The organism is Aeromicrobium sp. 9AM (assembly GCF_902506105.1).
In the GTDB taxonomy this organism is placed as follows: domain Bacteria; phylum Actinomycetota; class Actinomycetes; order Propionibacteriales; family Nocardioidaceae; genus Aeromicrobium.
In genome coordinates, this window is record NZ_LR733304.1 from 920,520 (window position 1) to 939,260 (window position 18,741).

Annotated in this window: 17 protein-coding genes; 14 read left to right on the plus strand and 3 right to left on the minus strand. The window is 69.5% G+C overall.

Annotated features, from left to right (window positions below):
* Window positions 1-20: 20 nt before the first annotated feature.
* Window positions 21-2,819, plus strand: coding sequence for a glycosyltransferase (locus BOSE46_RS10635; protein ID WP_159540218.1), 2,799 nt, complete (start codon window positions 21-23; stop codon window positions 2,817-2,819).
* A complete protein-coding gene (locus BOSE46_RS10640; protein WP_159540219.1) occupies window positions 2,816-4,156 on the plus strand; it encodes a DUF5719 family protein in 1,341 nt (446 codons plus the stop codon). Before BOSE46_RS10635 ends, BOSE46_RS10640 begins: the two co-directional genes overlap by 4 nt.
* A gap of 6 nt (window positions 4,157-4,162) precedes the next feature.
* Here BOSE46_RS10640 and BOSE46_RS10645 read toward each other — a convergent pair whose 3' ends face one another.
* Window positions 4,163-4,609 carry a metallopeptidase family protein gene (locus BOSE46_RS10645; protein WP_159540220.1) on the minus strand — a complete coding sequence of 149 codons (447 nt, stop codon included), beginning with the start codon at window positions 4,607-4,609 and terminating at the stop codon, window positions 4,163-4,165.
* A 57-nt stretch (window positions 4,610-4,666) separates the two neighbouring features.
* Between BOSE46_RS10645 and BOSE46_RS10650 the strand changes: the two genes are divergently transcribed.
* Genes BOSE46_RS10650 through BOSE46_RS10665 form a run of 4 tightly spaced genes read left to right on the plus strand, consistent with a single transcriptional unit; the run spans window position 4,667 to window position 7,504 of the window.
* Window positions 4,667-4,987 carry a DUF3499 domain-containing protein gene (locus BOSE46_RS10650; RefSeq protein WP_371415523.1) on the plus strand — a complete coding sequence of 107 codons (321 nt, stop codon included), beginning with the start codon at window positions 4,667-4,669 and terminating at the stop codon, window positions 4,985-4,987.
* Window positions 4,984-6,342: a phosphomannomutase/phosphoglucomutase gene (locus BOSE46_RS10655; protein WP_201299605.1), complete on the plus strand. Its 1,359-nt coding sequence runs from the start codon at window positions 4,984-4,986 to the stop codon at window positions 6,340-6,342. Before BOSE46_RS10650 ends, BOSE46_RS10655 begins: the two co-directional genes overlap by 4 nt.
* A gap of 10 nt (window positions 6,343-6,352) precedes the next feature.
* Window positions 6,353-6,520, plus strand: a complete 168-nt coding sequence (locus BOSE46_RS10660) for a Trm112 family protein (protein WP_159540222.1) — start codon at window positions 6,353-6,355, stop codon at window positions 6,518-6,520.
* Window positions 6,521-6,523: 3 nt separating this feature from the next.
* Window positions 6,524-7,504 (plus strand): cation diffusion facilitator family transporter, encoded by a 981-nt coding sequence (locus tag BOSE46_RS10665; RefSeq protein WP_159540223.1) that lies wholly within the window; start codon window positions 6,524-6,526, stop codon window positions 7,502-7,504.
* Between the two features lie 76 nt (window positions 7,505-7,580).
* On the opposite strand, the gene mctP is transcribed toward BOSE46_RS10665, so the two are convergent.
* Both mctP and BOSE46_RS10675 read right to left on the minus strand, forming a co-directional pair.
* The gene (gene mctP / locus BOSE46_RS10670; RefSeq protein ID WP_159540224.1) at window positions 7,581-9,251 is read right to left on the minus strand and encodes a monocarboxylate uptake permease MctP; all 1,671 of its coding nucleotides are present in this window, start codon (window positions 9,249-9,251) and stop codon (window positions 7,581-7,583) included.
* The gene (locus BOSE46_RS10675) at window positions 9,248-9,508 is read right to left on the minus strand and encodes a DUF3311 domain-containing protein (protein ID WP_159540225.1); all 261 of its coding nucleotides are present in this window, start codon (window positions 9,506-9,508) and stop codon (window positions 9,248-9,250) included. Before BOSE46_RS10675 ends, mctP begins: the two co-directional genes overlap by 4 nt.
* A gap of 164 nt (window positions 9,509-9,672) precedes the next feature.
* Between BOSE46_RS10675 and ahcY the strand changes: the two genes are divergently transcribed.
* The 8 genes from ahcY to BOSE46_RS10715 all read left to right on the plus strand — a co-directional run bounded on the left by ahcY (window position 9,673) and on the right by BOSE46_RS10715 (window position 18,721).
* The gene (gene ahcY, locus BOSE46_RS10680; protein ID WP_159540226.1) at window positions 9,673-11,100 is read left to right on the plus strand and encodes an adenosylhomocysteinase; all 1,428 of its coding nucleotides are present in this window, start codon (window positions 9,673-9,675) and stop codon (window positions 11,098-11,100) included.
* Window positions 11,101-11,265: 165 nt separating this feature from the next.
* On the plus strand, window positions 11,266-11,964 hold the full coding sequence (gene mtrA / locus BOSE46_RS10685) for an MtrAB system response regulator MtrA (protein ID WP_159540227.1): 699 nt from the start codon (window positions 11,266-11,268) through the stop codon (window positions 11,962-11,964).
* 28 nt (window positions 11,965-11,992) lie between these two features.
* Entirely contained in the window at window positions 11,993-13,522 is a 1,530-nt protein-coding gene (gene mtrB / locus BOSE46_RS10690) for an MtrAB system histidine kinase MtrB (protein WP_159540228.1), read from the plus strand.
* Window positions 13,519-15,273, plus strand: a complete 1,755-nt coding sequence (locus BOSE46_RS10695) for a GerMN domain-containing protein (RefSeq protein WP_159540229.1) — start codon at window positions 13,519-13,521, stop codon at window positions 15,271-15,273. Before mtrB ends, BOSE46_RS10695 begins: the two co-directional genes overlap by 4 nt.
* A gap of 59 nt (window positions 15,274-15,332) precedes the next feature.
* Window positions 15,333-16,043 (plus strand): ComF family protein, encoded by a 711-nt coding sequence (locus BOSE46_RS10700; RefSeq protein WP_159540230.1) that lies wholly within the window; start codon window positions 15,333-15,335, stop codon window positions 16,041-16,043.
* Window positions 16,044-16,148: 105 nt separating this feature from the next.
* Window positions 16,149-16,775, plus strand: a complete 627-nt coding sequence (hpf, locus tag BOSE46_RS10705) for a ribosome hibernation-promoting factor, HPF/YfiA family (protein WP_159540231.1) — start codon at window positions 16,149-16,151, stop codon at window positions 16,773-16,775.
* A gap of 42 nt (window positions 16,776-16,817) precedes the next feature.
* The gene (locus BOSE46_RS10710; protein ID WP_236551723.1) at window positions 16,818-17,480 is read left to right on the plus strand and encodes a response regulator transcription factor; all 663 of its coding nucleotides are present in this window, start codon (window positions 16,818-16,820) and stop codon (window positions 17,478-17,480) included.
* A 29-nt stretch (window positions 17,481-17,509) separates the two neighbouring features.
* On the plus strand, window positions 17,510-18,721 hold the full coding sequence (locus BOSE46_RS10715; RefSeq protein WP_159540232.1) for a winged helix-turn-helix domain-containing protein: 1,212 nt from the start codon (window positions 17,510-17,512) through the stop codon (window positions 18,719-18,721).
* The last annotated feature ends 20 nt before the right edge of the window (window positions 18,722-18,741 follow it).

An 18,741-nucleotide genomic window follows, 5' to 3' on the forward strand; every position in this document is an offset into this window, starting at 1 on the left:
GTCCACTAGAGTCGCTCTACGTGGACGAGACCAGTACGACGCGCCATTGGCTCGACGATCCGCCCACTGTGGGCGCCATCCTCGTGGCTCACAACGGTGCGAGCTGGCTGCCCAAGGTCCTGGCTTCCTTCGCCCACATGTTCTATGCGCCGACCACGTGGCGGGTCGTCGACGTCAGCTCGACGGACGGCAGCGCCGACCTGTTGCGCGACTCGTTCGGCGCCGAGCGCATCACGTACGCCCCGTCCGGCACCGGGTTCGGTGAGGCCGTCCGCCTGGGACTCGAGTCGATGCCCCGCACCGACTGGATCTGGCTGCTGCACGACGACTCGTCGGTGCTGCCGGGCACGTTGTCGGGCCTGCTCGACACCGCGACCTCGGCGCCCGACATCGCAGCCGTCGGCCCCAAGATCCGCGAGTGGCCGTCGCTGCGCCGCCTCCTCGAGGTCGGCCTGACGGTCACCGCCACGGGCTCGCGCGAGACCGGTCTCGAGACCGGTGAGCCCGACGCCGGGCAGCACGACCGGCCCCGCGACGTCCTCGCCGTCAACACCGCGGGGATGCTGATCCGCCGCGACGTGTGGGACGAGCTCAACGGGCTCGACCCCAACCTCCCGCTGTTCTTCGACGACATCGACCTGGGCTGGCGCATCGCCCGAGCCGGCTATCGGACGAGGACCGCGCCGACCGCCGTGGTGTTCCACGCCGAGTCGAGCCGACGCGGCACCCGTACGCGTACCGCCGGCGACGTGCCGCACTGGGAGGAGCGCCGGGCCGCGATCTACACGCTGCTGGCCAACACCCCGATGCCACGCTTCCTGTGGCAGTACGTCCGGCTGTTCTGCGGGTCGCTCCTGCGCGTCATCGGCCTGCTGATCGGCAAGGACCCGGAGGCGGCGAGCGACGAGCTCCTCGCGCTGCGCTCGGTCTACGTCCACCCGTTCAAGCTCATCAAGGCCAGACGGCGGAGGCGGGCGACCGCCAAGCGCCCGCACCGCGCTATCCGACACCTGCTCGCACCGTTCTGGCTGCCGTACCAGCACGGCTTCGACATGGTGCGCGACACCGCGACCGCGCTGATCAAGCCCGAGGCGGTGGAGACCGTCGGTCGCCGCTCGACGACGCTCGACCAGGCACCCGACGAGGCAGAGGATCTCGACGACGGCCCGTCGTTGCTGCAGCGCCGCCCGTGGCTGGCGGTCGTGCTGGTGCTGATCGCACTCTCGGTGATCGCCGGTCGTGGTCTCTTCGGCGGCGGTCTCCACGGCGGCGCGCTGCTGCCCGCTCCGGGATCGTCCGCCGGCTGGTGGGGCCTGCTGTTCGGTGGCTCGAACGACGTGGGGCTGCCCAGCGACACGATGCCGCCGGTCTTCGCACTTCCGCTGGCCGTGCTCTCGACGCCGGTGTGGTTCCATCCCGGTCTCCTGATCACGCTCGCGATGGTGTTCTCGGTGCCGCTGGCCGCGCTGACGGCGCACCGTTTCGGCCGGCAGATCAGCTCGCACCGCGTACCCCGCATGGTCTGGGCCGTGTCGTACGCGCTGTGCGTCGTCGCGACCGGAGCCGTGAGCCAGGGCCGGCTCGGCACCGTCGTCGCGCTCATCGTCCTGCCGATCCTCGCCAACACGGCCTGGCAGCTGGCCGAGAACCCGGGCTGGCAGCTGGCCCTGCGCCTCGGCATCTGGATCGCGTTCGCCTCAGCGTTCGCTCCGATCGTGCTGCCGATGAGTCTCGGCGGGCTCCTGATCCTCTGGTACGCCGAGGGCCGCTGGGTCCGCAAGCAGCTCGTCGTCGCCGCCGTCGTACCACTGATCCTGCTTGGACCGTGGCTGGCGCAGCGTGCGCTCCGACCGTGGCGGGCGTGGTGGGAGGCCGGCTATCCCGTGCCCGGCTCGGCCACGGTGCGCGACGTCGTGCTCGGCCGTGCCGGCGGTCCCGGTGCGGCTCCCGAGTGGCTCACCGTGGGGGTGCTCGTCCTGGCGCTCGTCGCGTTGGTGCCCCGTCGCACCCGCACCGGCGTCCTGCTCTCATGGCTCGTCGCCCTGCTCGGCCTCGCCGCAGCGCTGGCCGGCACGCTGGTCGACTATTCGACCCACGCGGGCCCGGCAGACATCACGCCGTGGGTCGGCATCCCGACCGTCGTGTGGATCGGCGGCCTGCTGACCGCGGTCCTCCTCGCTGTCCCGGCCGCACTGTCGTGGCCGCGACCCGCACTCGCGTCCGCCGTCGTCGTCGCTCTCGTGCTGCCGCTCGGCACCGCGGGCTGGTGGCTCGCACGGGGCTCCGCCGACCCGATCGACGACGGCCGGGCCAACGTCGTGCCGGTGTTCCTGGCCGAACGTCCCGGCGACACCTTGATCGTGACCGGCAGCATCGACGACGGCGTGGACTATCGCGTCGTCGCCGGCGACGGGCCGTTCCTGGGTCAGGAGGCCGTGACGGCGTCGTCGTCGGACTCGGCCCGGCTGACCGCCGTCGTGCGCCGCATCCTCGCGCAGGCGACCACTGCGGACGTCGACGCGCTCGGCGACCTGGGCATCGACTCGATCTATGCGCCTCACGTCGACGCCGAGGTGAGCCGCCGCATCGACGCCGCGCCGCGGCTCTCGCCGGCCGGCAGCGACGAGCCCGGTTCCCGGGTGTGGACACTCACGCCGCAGCCGAATGACGACACCGCTTCGCCGCCCTGGTGGCATGGGGGGCTGATCGGGTTGCAGGCCCTGGCCTGGCTCGTGGCGATCGTGCTGACCGCCCCGGTACGCCGGCGCGCCGCGCCCGAACCACTGGACGACGAGGAAGAAGCGGAGGTGAAGGCATGAAGGATCTGAAGATCCTGATCCTGCCCATCGCCGCCGTCGCGATGGTGCTGCTGGCCCTGGTGGCGCCGTCGAGCTCCGAGTCGGCCCGCCCGCCCTCGCGAGTGACGGTCACCGAGTCGTCGTACGCCTGCCCGGCCGGCTCGGTCATCACGGTGGCCTCGGGTCAGGTCCGTCCCGGCAGCGGTGCCACCGCCAACCCGTTCCCCGGTCGGGCCCGTGACACCGAGCTCGAGGACGCCTCCTCATGGCGTACGTCCGTCGTCGACGCCGAGGGCGTCATGGTGCAGCAACGGGGCCGGGCCTCCGGCGCCGTCGGGTTCTTCGCCGGCACGGCACCCAAGAAGGGCGGCGGCGGACTCGTGGTCGGCTCGTGCCCCGGTGTCGTCGACGACGCCTGGCTCATGGGCCTGGGCTCGGGCGGCAAGCACTTCTCGACGTTGATCCTGACCAACCTGGCCGACACGCCAGCCGCCGTCGACCTGTCGCTCTGGGGCCCCAAGGGCAAGATCGACGCGGTCGGTTCCGAGGGCATCGTCGTCAAGCCGTCGTCAGTCCGCAGAATCCGGCTCGACGAGCTGGCGGCGGGCGAGGCCGAGCTCGCGATGCACGTCCACCGGCGCCGCGGGTCGCTGTCAGCCGTCGTCAACGACAGCTCGACCTCGGTGTTCAGCGGCACCGAGCCGGTCTCCGCGACCCTGTCCCCACGACGTACGCAGGTCATCGGAGGACTCGTGCAGGGCGCGTCGGGCCGCACGCTCATGATGGTCAACCCCGGCCAGTCCACCGCCCGGGTCAGCGTCAAGGTCATCGGCGCCAAGAACACGTTCGCGCCGTCGGGCCTCGAGCAGCTCAAGGTCGCGGCCGGCACCACGCGCTCCGTCACGGTGCCGAAGTCCGCCGGCTCGGGCGCCCAGGCGTTGCGGCTGACGTCGGACCAGCCGATCTCCGCCTCGGTGCGCATGGCGCCGGGCGACAAGGACTACGCGTACGCCGAGGCGGTCCCGGCGTTGTCGGGGCCGGCGATCGTGCCCGTCGAGGTGGGGCCCAAGATCGGCGCCCCGCGGCTCATGCTGACCGCGCCCCGCGGCGCGGCGTCGGTCGACGTCCAGGCGTACGACGCCTCGATGCGCCGGCTCGCGTCGAGCACCGTGAAGATCAAGGCCGGCACCACGACGTGGGCGAGGCTCGAGACTCCCGACGCGGCGTACTTCGTCGTCACGCCGCACGGCAAGGTCGTCGCCGCCGCGACGTACGTCAAGGGCGACGGCATCAGCTCGCTGGCGCTCACGACGGCACCCGTGACGGTGCTCAGTCCGCAGGTGCGCCCGACGTCCTAGGACGAGTCAGCGGGGCCGCGGGTCGAGGTCGTCGGGCGACATGTGCCAGACCTCGGCGAGCCGGTCGAGCACGACGGACCAGACGAGGTCCTCGAGGTCGTCGTTGCTCGTGCAGCGCTGGGCGATCGGGATGCGGAACAGCACGACGCGCGCACCATCGGGGTCGGGCGCGACGATGCTGAGCGGGACGTCGTCGGTCCACTCCGGGGGCAGCAGCGGCGCCTCCTCGACCACGACCTGGACGTGATCGGCCTCGACGGCGAAGTGCGGCTCGAGCGCCGCGATCACGTCGCCGACCAGCAGGTCGAACGCGGCCCGGGCGGGCCGGTGGACCGGGACACTGCGCGGCGAGAGGGGCCCGGGCAGGGCCATCGGCCCGCGGGGCCCACGGCCTCGCCGGTCACGCATCCGGCCGGGGCGTGGACCGCTGACGGCGCCGCCGAAGTGATCCATGCGGTGAGCCTAACGCGCGGTGTCGGACGTGGGGGATAACCTCGCCTCGTGGGTGCGGTGAGACGATGCACGCGTTCTGCGTGCTCCCAGACGGCAGTGGCGACGCTGACCTATGTCTATGCGGACCAGACGGCCGTGCTCGGACCGTTGGCGACATACGCCGAACCGCACACCTACGACCTGTGCGCCGAGCACTCCCAACGCATGTCGGCGCCGCAGGGCTGGAACGTGCTGCGGCTCGCCCCCGACCCGGCTGCCGCCGAGCCCACCCGTGACGACCTGCTCGCGCTGGCCGATGCGGTCCGTGAGGCCGGCCGTCCGCCGACACCCACACCTGATGGACCACCCGCCCTTCGACTCGTGAGGCCTGAATCTTGATCGACCCCCGTCTGGCGGAGGTGGTCAAGGCGTACGACGTACGCGGCCGCTCGCCCGAACAGCTCGACCCTGCCCTGACCCGTGCCCTCGGCGAGGCGTTCGCCCTCGAGACCGGCGTGGCCGGCGGCGGCACCGCCGTCATCGGCCACGACATGCGTGACACGTCGCCGCTGCTCGTCGAGGCGTTCTCCGACGGCGTACGCGCGCAGGGCGGCAACGTCATCGGCATCGGCCTGGCGTCGACCGACCTGCTCTACTTCGCGTCGGGCGACCTCGACCTGCCCGGCGCAATGATCACCGCGAGCCACAACCCGGCGGCCTACAACGGCATCAAGCTGTGCCGCGCCGGCGCCAAGCCGATCGGCTACGACACCGGGCTCTCGGCGATCGCGGAGCAGGCCACCGAGTTCCTGGCCCGCACCGAGCTGCCGGAGCCGACCGGGACGTACGAAGAGCTCGATGCGCTGAGCCGCTACGCCACCTACCTGCACCAGATCGTGCCGATCCCCGATCGCCGGCGGCTCACGGTCGTCGCCGACGCCGGCAACGGCATGGCCGGCCACACCGTGCCGTCGGTCTTCGCGACGCTCAACGTCGAGCTCACGCCGATGTACTTCGAGCTCGACGGCACGTTCCCCAACCACGACGCCAACCCGCTCGACCACAGCACGCTGGTCGACTTGCAGGCCAAGGTGCGCGAGACCGGCGCCGACATCGGCTTGGCCTTCGACGGCGACGCCGACCGCTGCTTCGTCGTCGACGAGCTCGGCGACGTCGTCTCACCATCCGCGATCACGGCGCTCATCGCGTCGCGGGCCCTGCTCACGACGCCGGGCGCGACGATCCTGCACAACGTCATCACCTCCAAGGCCGTACCGGAGATCATCGTCGAGAACGGCGGCACGGCTGTGCGTACGCCGGTGGGGCACTCGTTGATCAAGGCCGAGATGGCGCGCACCGGCGCGGTGTTCGGCGGCGAGCACTCGGGACACTTCTACTTCAAGGACTTCTTCCTCGCCGACTCCGGCATGATCGCCGCCCTGCACGTCATGGCGGCGCTTGCGGAGACCGACGGCACGGTGTCGGAGCTCATGGCGCAGTACGAGCGCTACGTCGCCTCCGGCGAGATCAACAGCACCGTCGACGACGGCCCGGCCATCCTCGCGGAGCTCGCGAAGACGTACGCCGACCTGCCGCAGGACACGCTCGACGGCCTGACGATCACGAGCGACCAGTGGTGGTTCAACGTGCGGGCGTCCAACACCGAGCCGCTGCTGCGGCTCAACGTCGAGGGCGACGACGAGGAGACCATGGCCCGCGTGCGCGATGAAGTCCTCGCGGTGATCCGTCGGTAGGCTGCTCCACATGAATCTTGACCCCGCCCTGCTCGAGATCCTCGTCTGCCCGCAGTGCCGGGCCACCCTGGCGGTCGACGACGAGGCCAGCGAGCTCGTCTGCACCGCCTGCTCCCTGGCCTACCCGGTCCGGCGAGACATCCCCGTGATGCTCGTCGACGAGGCCCGGAGCATCTGACTCGTGTCGACTGAAGGCGGCAACAAGGCGGTCATCGCTGCGCTCCTGGCCAACACCGGCATCGCGATCACCAAGTTCATCGCATTCCTGCTGACGGGTTTCTCGTCGATGCTGGCCGAGTCGATTCACTCGCTGGCCGACTCCGGCAACCAGGTGCTGCTGCTCGTCGGCGGCAAGCGATCGCAGCGTGAGGCCACCGAGGAGCACCCGTTCGGCTTCGGCCGCGAGCGCTACATCTACGCGTTCGTCGTGTCGATCGTGCTGTTCAGCGTCGGTGGGCTGTTCGCGCTCTACGAGGCGTACCACAAGTGGCACGAGATCCATGAGGGTCACGACGCCGGCCTCGACAGCAAGTGGCGCCTCGTGCCGCTGGTCGTGCTGGGCATCGCGATCGTCCTGGAGTCACTGTCGTTCCGCACCGCGATCGTCGAGGGCAACAAGGTGCGCGGAGAGCAGAGCTGGTGGTCGTTCATCCGCCGGGCGAAGTCGCCTGAGCTCCCGGTCATCCTGCTCGAGGACTTCGCCGCACTGATCGGACTCGTGGCGGCATTCCTCGCGGTGAGCCTGTCCCTGATCACCGACAACGCCTACTTCGACGTGGTGGGCACGGGCTTCATCGGCGTCCTGCTGATCGTCGTCGCCGTCGTGCTCGCCATCGAGGTCAAGAGCCTGCTGATCGGCGAGTCCGCCGGCAAGGAGGCCATCGCACGGATGCGGACGGCGATCGAGTCGACGCCCGGCGTCACCCAGATCATCCACATGAAGACGCTGCACATCGCGCCCGAGGAGCTGCTCGTCGCGGTCAAGATCGGCATCGAGTCCGATGCGACCGGCGCGGGCATCGCCGAGGTCATCGACGCCGCCGAGCGCAACGTGCGCGCCGCCGAGCCGATGGCCCAGCAGGTCTACGTCGAGCCCGACGTGTTCCGCGCCGACCACGTCCCGGACGCGCGCCCCGAGGCCCCGAGCGCCCCCAGCCACTGAACGGCCCCCGAGATTTGGATCCCGCTGCACCACCGGTGCGCCGTGGGCGGTGCACACGGATCCAAATCTCGGAGGCTTAGTCGACGGGTGGGGTGGACAGCGGGTCGAGCCGGTCGACGACCTCGGGGTCCCCGGCATCGGCCAGGTAGTCCGTCGGGTGTGTGTCGTCCGTGCCGGCGTCGATCCCGAGCGCCTGGCACACGAACGTGCCGACGGCCGCGACCAGCAGGTTGAGCACCAGCGCGGTCAGCCCAAAGTATATGAGGTTGTCGCTCAGGTTGATGCCGAGCACCTCGAGGGGAGCGACCGAGCCACCGAAGTGCGATCCCGGGTCGCCGACGACGGGTGTGTTGTAGGCCGCGATCGTGCCCCACACCATGCCGACCGCCCAGCCGGCGATCAACGCGTACCGGTGGAACCAGCGCGTGTAGAGGCCGATGACGATCGCCGGGAGCGTCTGCAGGATCCAGATGCCGCCGAGCAGCTGCAGGTTGATCGCGAAGTCCTTGGGCAGCGCCAGCACGAACAGCAGCGCGCCGAACTTCACGAGCAGGCTGGCGAGCTTGCTCTGCTTGGCCTCCTGCGCATCCGTAGCGCCCGGGTTGAGGAACGCCTTGTAGATGTTGCGGGTCCACAGGTTGGCCGCGGCGATCGACATGATCGCAGCCGGCACGAACGCGCCGATCACGATCGCGGCGAACGCGACACCGGCGAACCACGGCGAGAACTCCTGCTCGAACAGCTGCGGGATGGCCAGCTGCGGGTTCTTGACCTTGATCCCGGCGGCCACGGCGGCGATGCCGAGCAGCGCCAGGAGGCCCAGCAGGAACGAGTACGCCGGCAGCAGCGCCGCGTTGCGCCGGATGATGTTGCGGTTCTTGGTCGACAGCACCGCGGTCACCGAGTGCGGGTACATGAACAGCGCCAGCGCCGAGCCGAGCGACAGCGTCGCGTATGCCCACTGGGAGACGCCGAGCCCGGGGATCAACCCCTTGGGCCGGGCCTCGCCGGCGGCGATGGCATCGGCACTGTCCTTGTTGAACGAGTCGAAAGCCTTGCCGGCCGAGTCGAAGATGCCGCTCCAGCCGCCCAGCTGCGTCGGGAGGTAGATCACCGCGACGATGATGACGAGGTAGATCAGCGTGTCCTTGACGAACGCGATCAGCGCGGGAGCCCGCAGACCTGACGAGTACGTGTAGGCCGCCAGGAGCGCGAACGCGACGAACAGCGGGATGTCCTTGCGGAACCAGCTGGCGTCCTCGCCACCGCCGAGGCCCATGACGTCGAGCACCGCCTGGATGCCGACGAGCTGGAGCGCGATGTAGGGCAGCGTCGCGAGGATGCCGGTGAACGCGATCGCGAGCGACAGGCCACGCGAGTCGAACCGGCCCTGCACGAAGTCGGCCGGCGTGACGTACGCCCGGCGGTGCGAGACCGACCAGAGGCGCGGCAGGAAGATGAAGATGATCGGGTAGAGGATGATCGTGTAGGGCACGGCGAAGAAGCCCGTGGCGTTGCCGGCATACAGCAGCGCCGGCACCGCGATGAACGTGTACGCGGTGTAGATGTCGCCGCCGATCAGGAACCAGGCGACGAACGTGCCGAAGCTGCGTCCGCCGAGCCCCCACTCGTCGAGGTTGTCGAGCGTCTCGGCCTTGCGCCACCGCGCGGCGAGGAAGCCCAGGACCGTGACGAGCAGGAAGAAGAACAGGAAGATGCTGAGGGACACCGGATCGACGTCGTTCATCGCTGGTCCCCGTTCGTGCGGCCTTCAGCGAGCCGACGCTGCCGCTCGTGCCCGATGACGAGCCGGTAGGCGATCGACGTCAGCACGACCGACCCGATCACGAGCAGGAACTGGTACCAGAAGAAGAACGGGATGCCCCACAGCTCGGGGTCGGCCTTGGCGTACGTCCAGACGAGCAGCGGGACGACGATGGCAACCGCCAGCGCCACCCCCGCCCCGATCAGTGGACCCTTGCCGGGCGGTGTGTGTTCTGGCATGGACGTGACCCCCAAGATCGGTCAGACCGTGACCCCCGTCACAGTCCCTCGGACACCGTACGCCCGTCCGCAGGACTGCGAAAGTCGGGGTCGTACCCTGTCGATTCGCTCACATGTGCCCGTCGATTCGGTGCGGACGACTACCCGCCGGTACGCTGTCGACCATGGATTACAACGTCGCAGACCTGTCCCTCGCGGAGTACGGTCGCAAGGAAATCGACCTCGCCGAGCACGAGATGCCGGGACTCATGGCCATGCGCGAGCGCTATGGCAAGGACAAGCCGCTCGCCGGAGCCCGCATCGCCGGCTCCCTGCACATGACCATCCAGACCGCCGTGCTGATCGAGACCCTCGTGGACCTCGGCGCCGACGTCCGCTGGGCGACCTGCAACATCTTCTCGACCCAGGACCACGCCGCCGCCGCGGTCGTCGTCGGCCGTGACGGCACGGTCGAGGACCCCAAGGGCACCCCCGTCTTCGCCTGGAAGGGCGAGACGCTCGCCGAGTACTGGGACGAGGCCGAGAAGGTCTTCGACTTCGCCGAAGGCGGACCCAATGTCCTGCTCGACGACGGTGGCGACATCACGATGCTGCTGCACCTCGGCGTCGAGTACGAGAAGACCGGTTCCGTGCCGTCGCAGGACAGCACCGACAACGAGGAGTTCAAGGAGGTGCTGCGCGTGCTGGCCCGCTCCGTCGCCAACAAGCCGCAGCACTGGACCAACATCTCCAAGGACATCAAGGGCGTCTCCGAGGAGACCACGACCGGTGTCCTGCGCCTCTACGACCGTTTCCGTGAGGGCACGCTGCTCTTCCCGGCGATCAACGTCAACGACTCGGTCACCAAGAGCAAGTTCGACAACAAGTACGGCTGCCGCCACTCGCTGATCGACGGCCTCAACCGCGCCACCGACGTCATGATCGGCGGCAAGGTCGCCGTCGTCTGTGGCTACGGCGACGTCGGCAAGGGCTCCGCGGAGTCGCTGCGCGGCCAGGGTGCTCGCGTCATCGTCACCGAGATCGACCCGATCTGCGCGCTGCAGGCCGCGATGGACGGCTACGAGGTCAAGCGCCTCGAGTCGGTCGTCGAGACCGCCGACATCTTCATCACCACGACGGGCAACTTCGACATCATCCGGGTCGAGCACTTCGAGAAGATGAAGCACCAGGCGATCGTGGGCAACATCGGCCACTTCGACAACGAGATCAACATGGCCGGCCTGGCCAAGATCCCCGGCATCGTCAAGGACGAGATCAAGCCGCAGGTCCACCAGTGGATCTTCCCCGACGGCAAGAAGATCATCGTGCTGTCCGAGGGCCGTCTGCTCAACCTCGGCAACGCGACGGGTCACCCGTCGTTCGTGATGTCGAACTCGTTCACCAACCAGGTCCTGGCCCAGATCGAGCTCTTCAGCAAGGCCAGCCAGTACGAGCTGGGTGTCCACGTGCTGCCCAAGCACCTCGACGAAGAGGTCGCCCGCCTGCACCTCGACGCCCTGGGTGTCGAGCTCACCGAGCTCTCCAAGGAGCAGGCCGCCTACCTCGGTGTCGACGTGGCAGGTCCCTACAAGTCGGACCTCTACCGCTACTGAGTCACCGCACGACATACCGCTTCGGGCGTCAGGTGTTCGCATCTGGCGCCCGTTGCTGTTCCCGGCTCCGTATCATTCACCCATGAGCGAGCGCAGCGAGCGAGTCATGTGGCTGGGTTCATGCGGCCGTCTCCGTATGGTGGGTTTCTTGGTGGAGAGGGCCGCATGAGCTATCGACGTACGAAGCGTGATCGCGTGCTCGTCGTCGATGATGACGCCTCGCTCGCCGAGATGCTCACGATCGTGCTCGAGGGCGAGGGCCTGACGGCTGCGGTGTGCCGCTCGGGCGACCGGGTCATGGCGGCGTTCGGCCAGTTCAAGCCCGACGTGGTCCTGCTCGACCTGATGCTTCCGGGTCTTGACGGCATGAGCGTGTGCCGGCAGATCCGTGAGAAGTCGGCGGTCCCGATCATCATGCTGACGGCCAAGTCGGACACCCCCGACGTCGTCGCGGGCCTCGAGGCCGGCGCGGACGACTACATCACCAAGCCGTTCAAGAACACCGAGCTCGTCGCCCGCATCCGGGCCCGGCTGCGCCGGTCGGACACGCTCGCCGAGCCGCTCGTGTTCGGCGACATCGTGCTCGACCCGGCCGGCCACACCGTGACCCGCAAGGGCGAGCCGCTCGAGCTCACGCCGCTGGAGTTCGACCTGCTGGCCTGCCTGCTCAGCGACCCCGCACAGGTCTTCACCCGCGAGACGCTCCTGCAGAAGGTCTGGGGCTACCACCACCCCGGCGACACCAAGCTCGTCAACGTCCACATGACGCGCCTCAGGTCGAAGATCGAGGACGACGCCGAGAACCCGCAGATCATTCGCACCGTGCGTGGCGTCGGCTACCAGGCGATCACGCCGCCGGCATGACTCGGCAACGTCCCACCGCCGGTGCCCGATGCGGCGCCTGACACGCATCTGGCGTCGGTCGATCCAGGCCCGCGTCGTGACGAGCACGATCGTGCTGAGCGCGCTCGTGATCTCGCTGACCGGCTGGGCCCTCCTGCGAGACGTGGCCGGCGGCCTGGCCGACAGCCGGAGGGTTGCGGCGATCTCCGAGGCACGGTCGGGCTTCGACTACGCACAGACCCAGCTCGACGCGACGGTCGAGACCGAGCCGGCGACCCAGTCGCAGGCCTTGACCCAGATGGTCGACTCGCTCACGAGCTCGCGCGGCGCCAAGCGTACGTACGAGCTGGTGCTCGAGGGCCCGTTGCTGACCGGTGGCGGTGAGGTCCCCGTACGCTCGTCGGCCGCGATCGAGCCGGGCTCCCTCCCGTCAGACCTCGACCGGGCCGTCAGGGACAAGCCGGGCACCTACTGGCGCTACTCCGACCTCTCCCTCCTCGGCTCGTCAGGCGCGGATCCCGCGGTGGTGGTCGGCAGCCAGCTGCGCGCGCCCGGCACGGGCGACACGTACGCGCTGTACTACCTGTTCTCGATGGAGGACCAGCAGGAGACCCTCGACCTCGTGCGCCGGGCGCTGCTGCTCGGCGGACTGGCGATGGTCCTGATGGTCGGCGGGGTTGCCTGGCTCGTCTCCCGCCAGGTGCTCGATCCCGTACGTCTCGCGCGTCGCATCGCCGAGCGCTATGCCAGCGGCAATCTCGAGCAGCGCATGCACGTCAGTGGCGAGGACGACATCGCCCGCCTCAGCTCGTCGTTCAACCAGATGGCGGCGAGCCTGCAGAACCAGATCCGCCGCCTGGAGAACCTCTCGAGGCTGCAGCAGCGCTTCGTCTCGGATGTCTCTCACGAGCTGCGCACCCCGCTCACGACCGTGCAGATGGCCAGCGAGGTGCTCTACGACTCACGCGACCGGTTCGACCCGCAGACCGCGCGATCGGCCGAGCTGCTCAAGGGCGAGCTCGACCGGTTTGAGTCGTTGCTCTCGGACCTGCTCGACCTGAGCCGGTTCGACGCGGGCGCGGCCAAGCTCGAGCTCGACACGATCGACCTCAGCCAGGTCGCCAAGCAGTCCGCGGACGACACGATGCTGGCGCGCAAGGGCATCGACGTACGCCTCCTGGGTGTCGAGGAGCCGGCGATCGTCGAGGCCGACATCCGCCGGATCGACCGGATCGTGCGCAACCTGCTGACGAACGCCGCCAAGTACAGCGGGTCGCCGCGCGTCGAGATCGAGGTCGCCCAGAACGAGCACTGCGTCTCGCTCGCCGTGCGCGACTTCGGCGTCGGGCTTTCCGGCGACGAGAACCTGCGCGTCTTCGACCGGTTCTGGCGTGCCGATCCCGCACGTACGCAGGGCGGCACGGGGCTCGGCCTCGCGATCTCCCGCGAGGACGCGGCGCTGCACGGCGGGACGCTGCAGGCGTGGGGCCGGCCAGGCGAGGGCAGCGAGTTCGTCCTCACGATCCCGAAGCCCGAGGGCACCGCCAAGTTCCCGGCCATCACGTCGGTGTTCGCATGAAGACCCGGACCGTACGCTGCGCTGTGCTCGCTGTCGGGACGCTGCTTGCGGTGTCGGCGTGTGCAGGCATCCCGTCGTCGGGCCCGGTGACCAAGGTGGCCGACGACGGCGGACTCGGCGAGAGCACCGTGCGCTACACGCCGGCCCGGCCGGCCGAAGGCGCCTCGCCCCGGGAGATCGTGCGCGGCTACCTCGACGCGATGCTGGCCTATCCCGCGTCTTCCGGCACCGCCACCGCGTTCCTCACCCCCGCAGGGGCCAAGGAGTGGAGCCCGTCCGCCGGGGTGCGGGTCTACTCATCCGTCGGGCTCGCCGGGCCGACGCTCGCCGCAGGTGAGGATGCCGAGACGACCGACAAGGCTCGCAATCCGGTCGACGTCGTGACCCGACTCGTCGAGGACGCCAGGCTCGACCGCCAGGGCCACTACACCCGTCGGGCCCGTCCTGCGGCGGTCACCTACCGCCTCGAGCGGGTCGACAGCGAGTGGCGCATCGCCAATCCGCAGGCCGGGCTCCTGGTCAGCCGCAAGTTCTTCGACGACTACTTCCGGCCGTTCAACATCTACAACTTCGACCGGCCCGGCCAGCGGCTCGTGCCCGATCCCATTCACGTCCTGGTCGGCGACCAGTTGGCCACGGGTCTCGTCACCAGCCTCGCCAGGGGACCGGCCGGGCCGACGGCCGCCGCGGTCCGCACGTACGTCCCCCCGTTGAACACGTTGCGGCCGTCCGTGCCGGTGTCCGCCCAGGGTGTTGCGGACGTGGAGTTCAACGCCGACTTCGCGGCGATGAGCGAGGCGGCCGAGAACCATCTGTCGGCCCAGCTCGTGTGGACGCTGCGCCAGGTCAGTGACGTGACCGCAGTACGTCTTGCCGGCTCCGCGGGCGTCCTGTCCGGCGGTGGCGCCGCCGTGCAGGACATCACCTCCTGGGGCGGCTACGGGCCGAGTGTCGCGCGCGGGCACGCCTACGCGCTGAGGGGCGACCGGGTCGTGCAGATCGACGGCGACCGGATCAAGCGACTCAGCGGGGCCTGGGGCAAGGACGCGCGTGGTGCCGTGGCCGTGGGCGTGTCCGAGGACGGCGTTGCCGGGGTGCTGCCCGGCCGCCGGGTCGTGCGGGTCACCGATCGCAAGGGCGGCGCAGCGCGTACGTTCGCCGGCGCGCGATTCATCACGCCCCACTGGGACGGCGACGGCCATGCCTGGCTGGTCGATCGCGCAGGCTCGCGGACCCGCGTGCGACTCGTGACCGACGACCAGATCCGTACGCTCGATGTCGGCAACCTGGCCGGGCTCGACGTCAGGACGTTCGACCTGTCGCCCGACGGCTCCCGCTACGCCGTCACGGTGCAGGGGCCGGACGGGTCGTCGATCCGGATCGGCTGGGTCAGGCGCGACACCCAGGACCGCATCCTGGGGCTCGGCGACGCGTCGCGGGTCTACACGACAGCCCGGTCGCCGCGATCGGTCACCTGGTCATCCGGGACCGAGCTGAGCTACTTCGCCGACAGCCAGTCGGGGCGGCAGGTCTACACCACGACGATCGACGGGTCCTCGACGTCCGGCGGCCTGGCTCGCGGCGGAGCGTTGCTGCCCGACGTCAGCGCCAGCACGTTGGCGATCGGCACCGGGCCGACCCCTGACCGCTACGCGGTCGACGCCCGCGATCGGCTGTGGTTCCTGGCCGCGGGGGAGTCGTGGCGGTTGCTCAGCGACTCCCGATTCACAAGCCTCACGTACGGCCGCTGACGTCCACAGTCGCCGACCGGCCGCGTGCCGTGCCGTCCGCGAACGGTGATGCTCGGTGGATGCGTGAGCTCCTGATCCCGGCCGCGGACCTCCTGCTCGGCGCCCAGTGCCCGGGCTGCGGACGGCCGGCGCTGACCGTCTGTCGTACGTGTGGTGACGCGATCAGCCCCGATCCGGTCGTCACGTGGCCGGAGCCGTGCCCGGCCATGCTGCGGCGGCCCGAGCGGGTGCCACCGGTCGCCGCCGGCGCCAACGCCGACGTGCTGCGCCGGGTGCTGGTGGCGTGGAAGGAGGCCGGCAACACCCGGTTGACCTCGGTGCTCGACCACCTCCTCGCGGCGGCCGTCATCGAGCACGCACGCCCGGGAATCGCCGTCGCGCTCGTACCGGTCCCGACGTCGCGCCGCAGCAGGCGCGAGCGAGGCTGCGACCTCGTCGACGAGCTCGCCCGCTCGGCCGGTCGCCTGCTGCGGCAGGTGGGTGTCGACACGCGGGTCGTGCAGTCACTGGCTCCGGCCAGGGCGACAGCCGACCAGGTCGGCCTCGGCGCGGCCGAGCGGGCCCGCAACCTTCACGGCGCGTTCAGGCTGCGCACCGACCGGCACCTGGCGGACCGCGACGTCGTGGTCGTCGACGACATCCTGACGACCGGCGCGACGGTCTCGGAGGCCGTACGAGCACTGAGCGCGGCACGTCGTCGACCGGTCGGGATCGCGGTGGTCGCCGCCACGCCTCGCATTCCAACGAACATTCCTGAGCATCGCTCATGAGTTTGTCGGCGGCTCTGGTGATTCCTTGGAGGGCGGTCTAACGTCACAGGTATGGCATGAAGGCTGCGCTGAATTTCGGGCGCGACACCGAGGCAAGGGGTTCCCATGGAAATTGTCGTCAACGGTCGCAACAGTGAGATCTCCGAGCGGTTCCGCGAGCACGTCGAGGAAAAGCTTCTCCGGCTCGAGAAGTACGACTCCCGCCAGAAGATCAGCCGCGTGGAGGTCGAGGTCACGCACGAGAAGAATCCCCGCCAGCAGGACACCGCGGCCAAGGTCGAGATGACGTTGCGCTCCAGGGGCCCGGCCGTACGCGCCGAAGCCGCCTCCACCGACCAGCACTCGGCGCTCGATGCCGCGATCGACAAGCTCGAGTCGCGCCTGCGTCGCTCGGTCGACCGTGGCCGGATCCATCACGGCCGGCACGCCCCGAGGTCGCTGTCGACGGCCGCCGCGGAGCTTCCGCTGGAGGGCCTGTCCGACGCCGAGCCCGACGAGGACGTCCCCACGGGCCAGTCCTCGCCGATCGCCGCCGAGGGCGACTGCCCGATCGTGGTGCGCGAGAAGACGCACCAGGCGCCCCCGATGACCCTGGACCAGGCGATGTACGAGATGGAGCTCGTCGGGCACGATTTCTACCTGTTCCTCGAGAAGGACTCGATGCGTCCCAGCGTGGTCTACCTGCGCAAGGGATACGACTACGGCGTCATCCATCTGGACGTGACGGAGTAGCAGGACGACGCAAACTGGCCCCCGACGTGGCATGATCAGGACGTGACTTCTCGGGGTGACAGCATTCGGGTGCTCCTGGTCGACGACCAGGAGCTGTTCCGACGTGGTGTCAAGATGGTGCTGGGCGCCGACGACACGCTCGAGCTCGAAGAGGTCGACGACGGCGACAAGGCCCTGGAGATGGTCGCCGAGAACCCTTACGACATCGTGCTGCTCGACGTACGCATGCCGGGTCGCAGCGGGGTCGAGGTCTGTGCGGCCATCAAGGAGATCTCTCCGACGACCGGCATCATCATGCTCACGGCGAGCGACGACGAGTCCGACCTCTACGAGTCGATCCGCAGCGGTGCCTCCGGCTACCTGCTCAAGGACGGTTCGACGTACGAGCAGGTGGCCGAGGCCGTCCGCCTCGTGGCGTCTGGCCAGTCGCTGATCAGCCCCAGCATGGCGACCAAGCTGCTCGACGAGTTCGTCCACATGTCCAAGAGTCCTGCGCCGACGACCAACCTCACGCCCCGCGAGCTCGGCGTGCTGCGTCACGTCGCACGCGGTCGCAGCAACCGTGAGATCGCCGAAGAGCTGTTCATCAGCGAGAACACCGTCAAGAACCACATCCGCAACATCCTCGAGAAGCTGCAGATGAAGTCCCGCATGGAGGCGGCGATGTACGCCGTCCGCAGCAAGCTCGTCGACGACATCCCTTAATGTCACACGGCTAGACGACGATCGGGTCCATGCAGCTGACCACGACGCAAGCCCGGCGAATCGCTCTGGGCGCGCAGGGGTTCACCCGCCCGCGCCCCGGTCTCGATGCTGAGGTCGGCTCGCGGCACCTCAACCGGGTCATCGAGCGACTGGGCTTCTTCCAGATCGACTCGGTCAACGTGCTCGTCAGGGCGCACTACATGCCGCTGTTCTCGCGGCTCGGACCCTACGACCGCGAGCTCTTGCACCGCGCGGCGGCGCGCCGGCCGAGGCGGCTGTTCGAGTACTGGGCGCACGAGGCCGCCCTCGTCGACGTCAACCTCTGGCAGGCGTTCCAGTTCCGGATGCAGGCCGGGGCCCGCATGTGGGGCAACATGGCGCGGATCAGCCGCGAGAAGCCGGAGTTCGTCACCTGGGTGCTGGACGAGGTGCGCGCGAAGGGCCCGCTGACGGCTCGGGAGATCGAGCACGACGCGCCGCGCGACAAGGACAACTGGGGCTGGAACTGGTCCGAGGTCAAGATGGCGCTGGAGTACCTCTTCTACAAGGGCCAGGTCACCGCCGCGCGGCGCAACTCGGCGTTCGAGCGGGTCTACGACCTGCCCGAGCGCGTCATCCCGGCGACCCAGTTCGACGGGCCGCCGCTCGACTCGGCCGAGGCCCATCGCCTGCTGGTCGGGCATGCGGCCCGTGCCCTCGGCGTCGGCACCGCCCAGTGCCTGCGTGACTACTTCCGCATGGCGCCGGAGCCGACCAAGGCAGCCATCGACCAGCTGGTCGAGGCCGGCGAGCTCGTCCCCGCCACGATCGCGGGCTGGAAGCGCCCTGCCTACCTGCATCGCGACGCCGTGCGGCCGCGCAAGGTGACCGCCCGCGCCCTGCTGAGCCCGTTCGACCCCTTGGTGTTCGAGCGCACGCGCACCGAGCAGCTGTTCGACTTCCGCTACCGCATCGAGATCTACGTCCCGGCCGAGAAGCGGGTGCACGGCTACTACGTCCTGCCGTTCCTGCTGGGCGACCGGCTCGTCGCGCGGGTCGACCTCAAGGCTGACCGGCAGGCAGGGTCGCTGATCGTCCACGGCGCCTGGGCCGAGTCGCACGCCCCTGACGAGACGGCCGACGAGCTCGCGGCAGAGCTGCGGCTCATGGCGACCTGGCTCGGGCTGGAGACCGTCACGCCGCCGGTCAAGGGTGATCTGGCCGGGGAACTCACGGCATCGCTTGCGCGTCACCTAGACTGAACAGGCTCTCAAACTTTTTC

Coding starts and splice junctions, on each gene's coding strand:
- BOSE46_RS10640 (WP_159540219.1), top strand. CDS start 2,816: ATGAAGGATCTGAAGATCCTGATCCTGCCCATCGCCGCCGTCGCGATG.
- BOSE46_RS10645 (WP_159540220.1), bottom strand. CDS start 4,609: ATGGATCACTTCGGCGGCGCCGTCAGCGGTCCACGCCCCGGCCGGATG.
- BOSE46_RS10660 (WP_159540222.1), top strand. CDS start 6,353: ATGAATCTTGACCCCGCCCTGCTCGAGATCCTCGTCTGCCCGCAGTGC.
- mctP (WP_159540224.1), bottom strand. CDS start 9,251: ATGAACGACGTCGATCCGGTGTCCCTCAGCATCTTCCTGTTCTTCTTC.
- BOSE46_RS10675 (WP_159540225.1), bottom strand. CDS start 9,508: ATGCCAGAACACACACCGCCCGGCAAGGGTCCACTGATCGGGGCGGGG.
- ahcY (WP_159540226.1), top strand. CDS start 9,673: ATGGATTACAACGTCGCAGACCTGTCCCTCGCGGAGTACGGTCGCAAG.
- mtrA (WP_159540227.1), top strand. CDS start 11,266: ATGAGCTATCGACGTACGAAGCGTGATCGCGTGCTCGTCGTCGATGAT.
- mtrB (WP_159540228.1), top strand. CDS start 11,993: ATGCGGCGCCTGACACGCATCTGGCGTCGGTCGATCCAGGCCCGCGTC.
- BOSE46_RS10695 (WP_159540229.1), top strand. CDS start 13,519: ATGAAGACCCGGACCGTACGCTGCGCTGTGCTCGCTGTCGGGACGCTG.
- BOSE46_RS10700 (WP_159540230.1), top strand. CDS start 15,333: ATGCGTGAGCTCCTGATCCCGGCCGCGGACCTCCTGCTCGGCGCCCAG.
- hpf (WP_159540231.1), top strand. CDS start 16,149: ATGGAAATTGTCGTCAACGGTCGCAACAGTGAGATCTCCGAGCGGTTC.
- BOSE46_RS10715 (WP_159540232.1), top strand. CDS start 17,510: ATGCAGCTGACCACGACGCAAGCCCGGCGAATCGCTCTGGGCGCGCAG.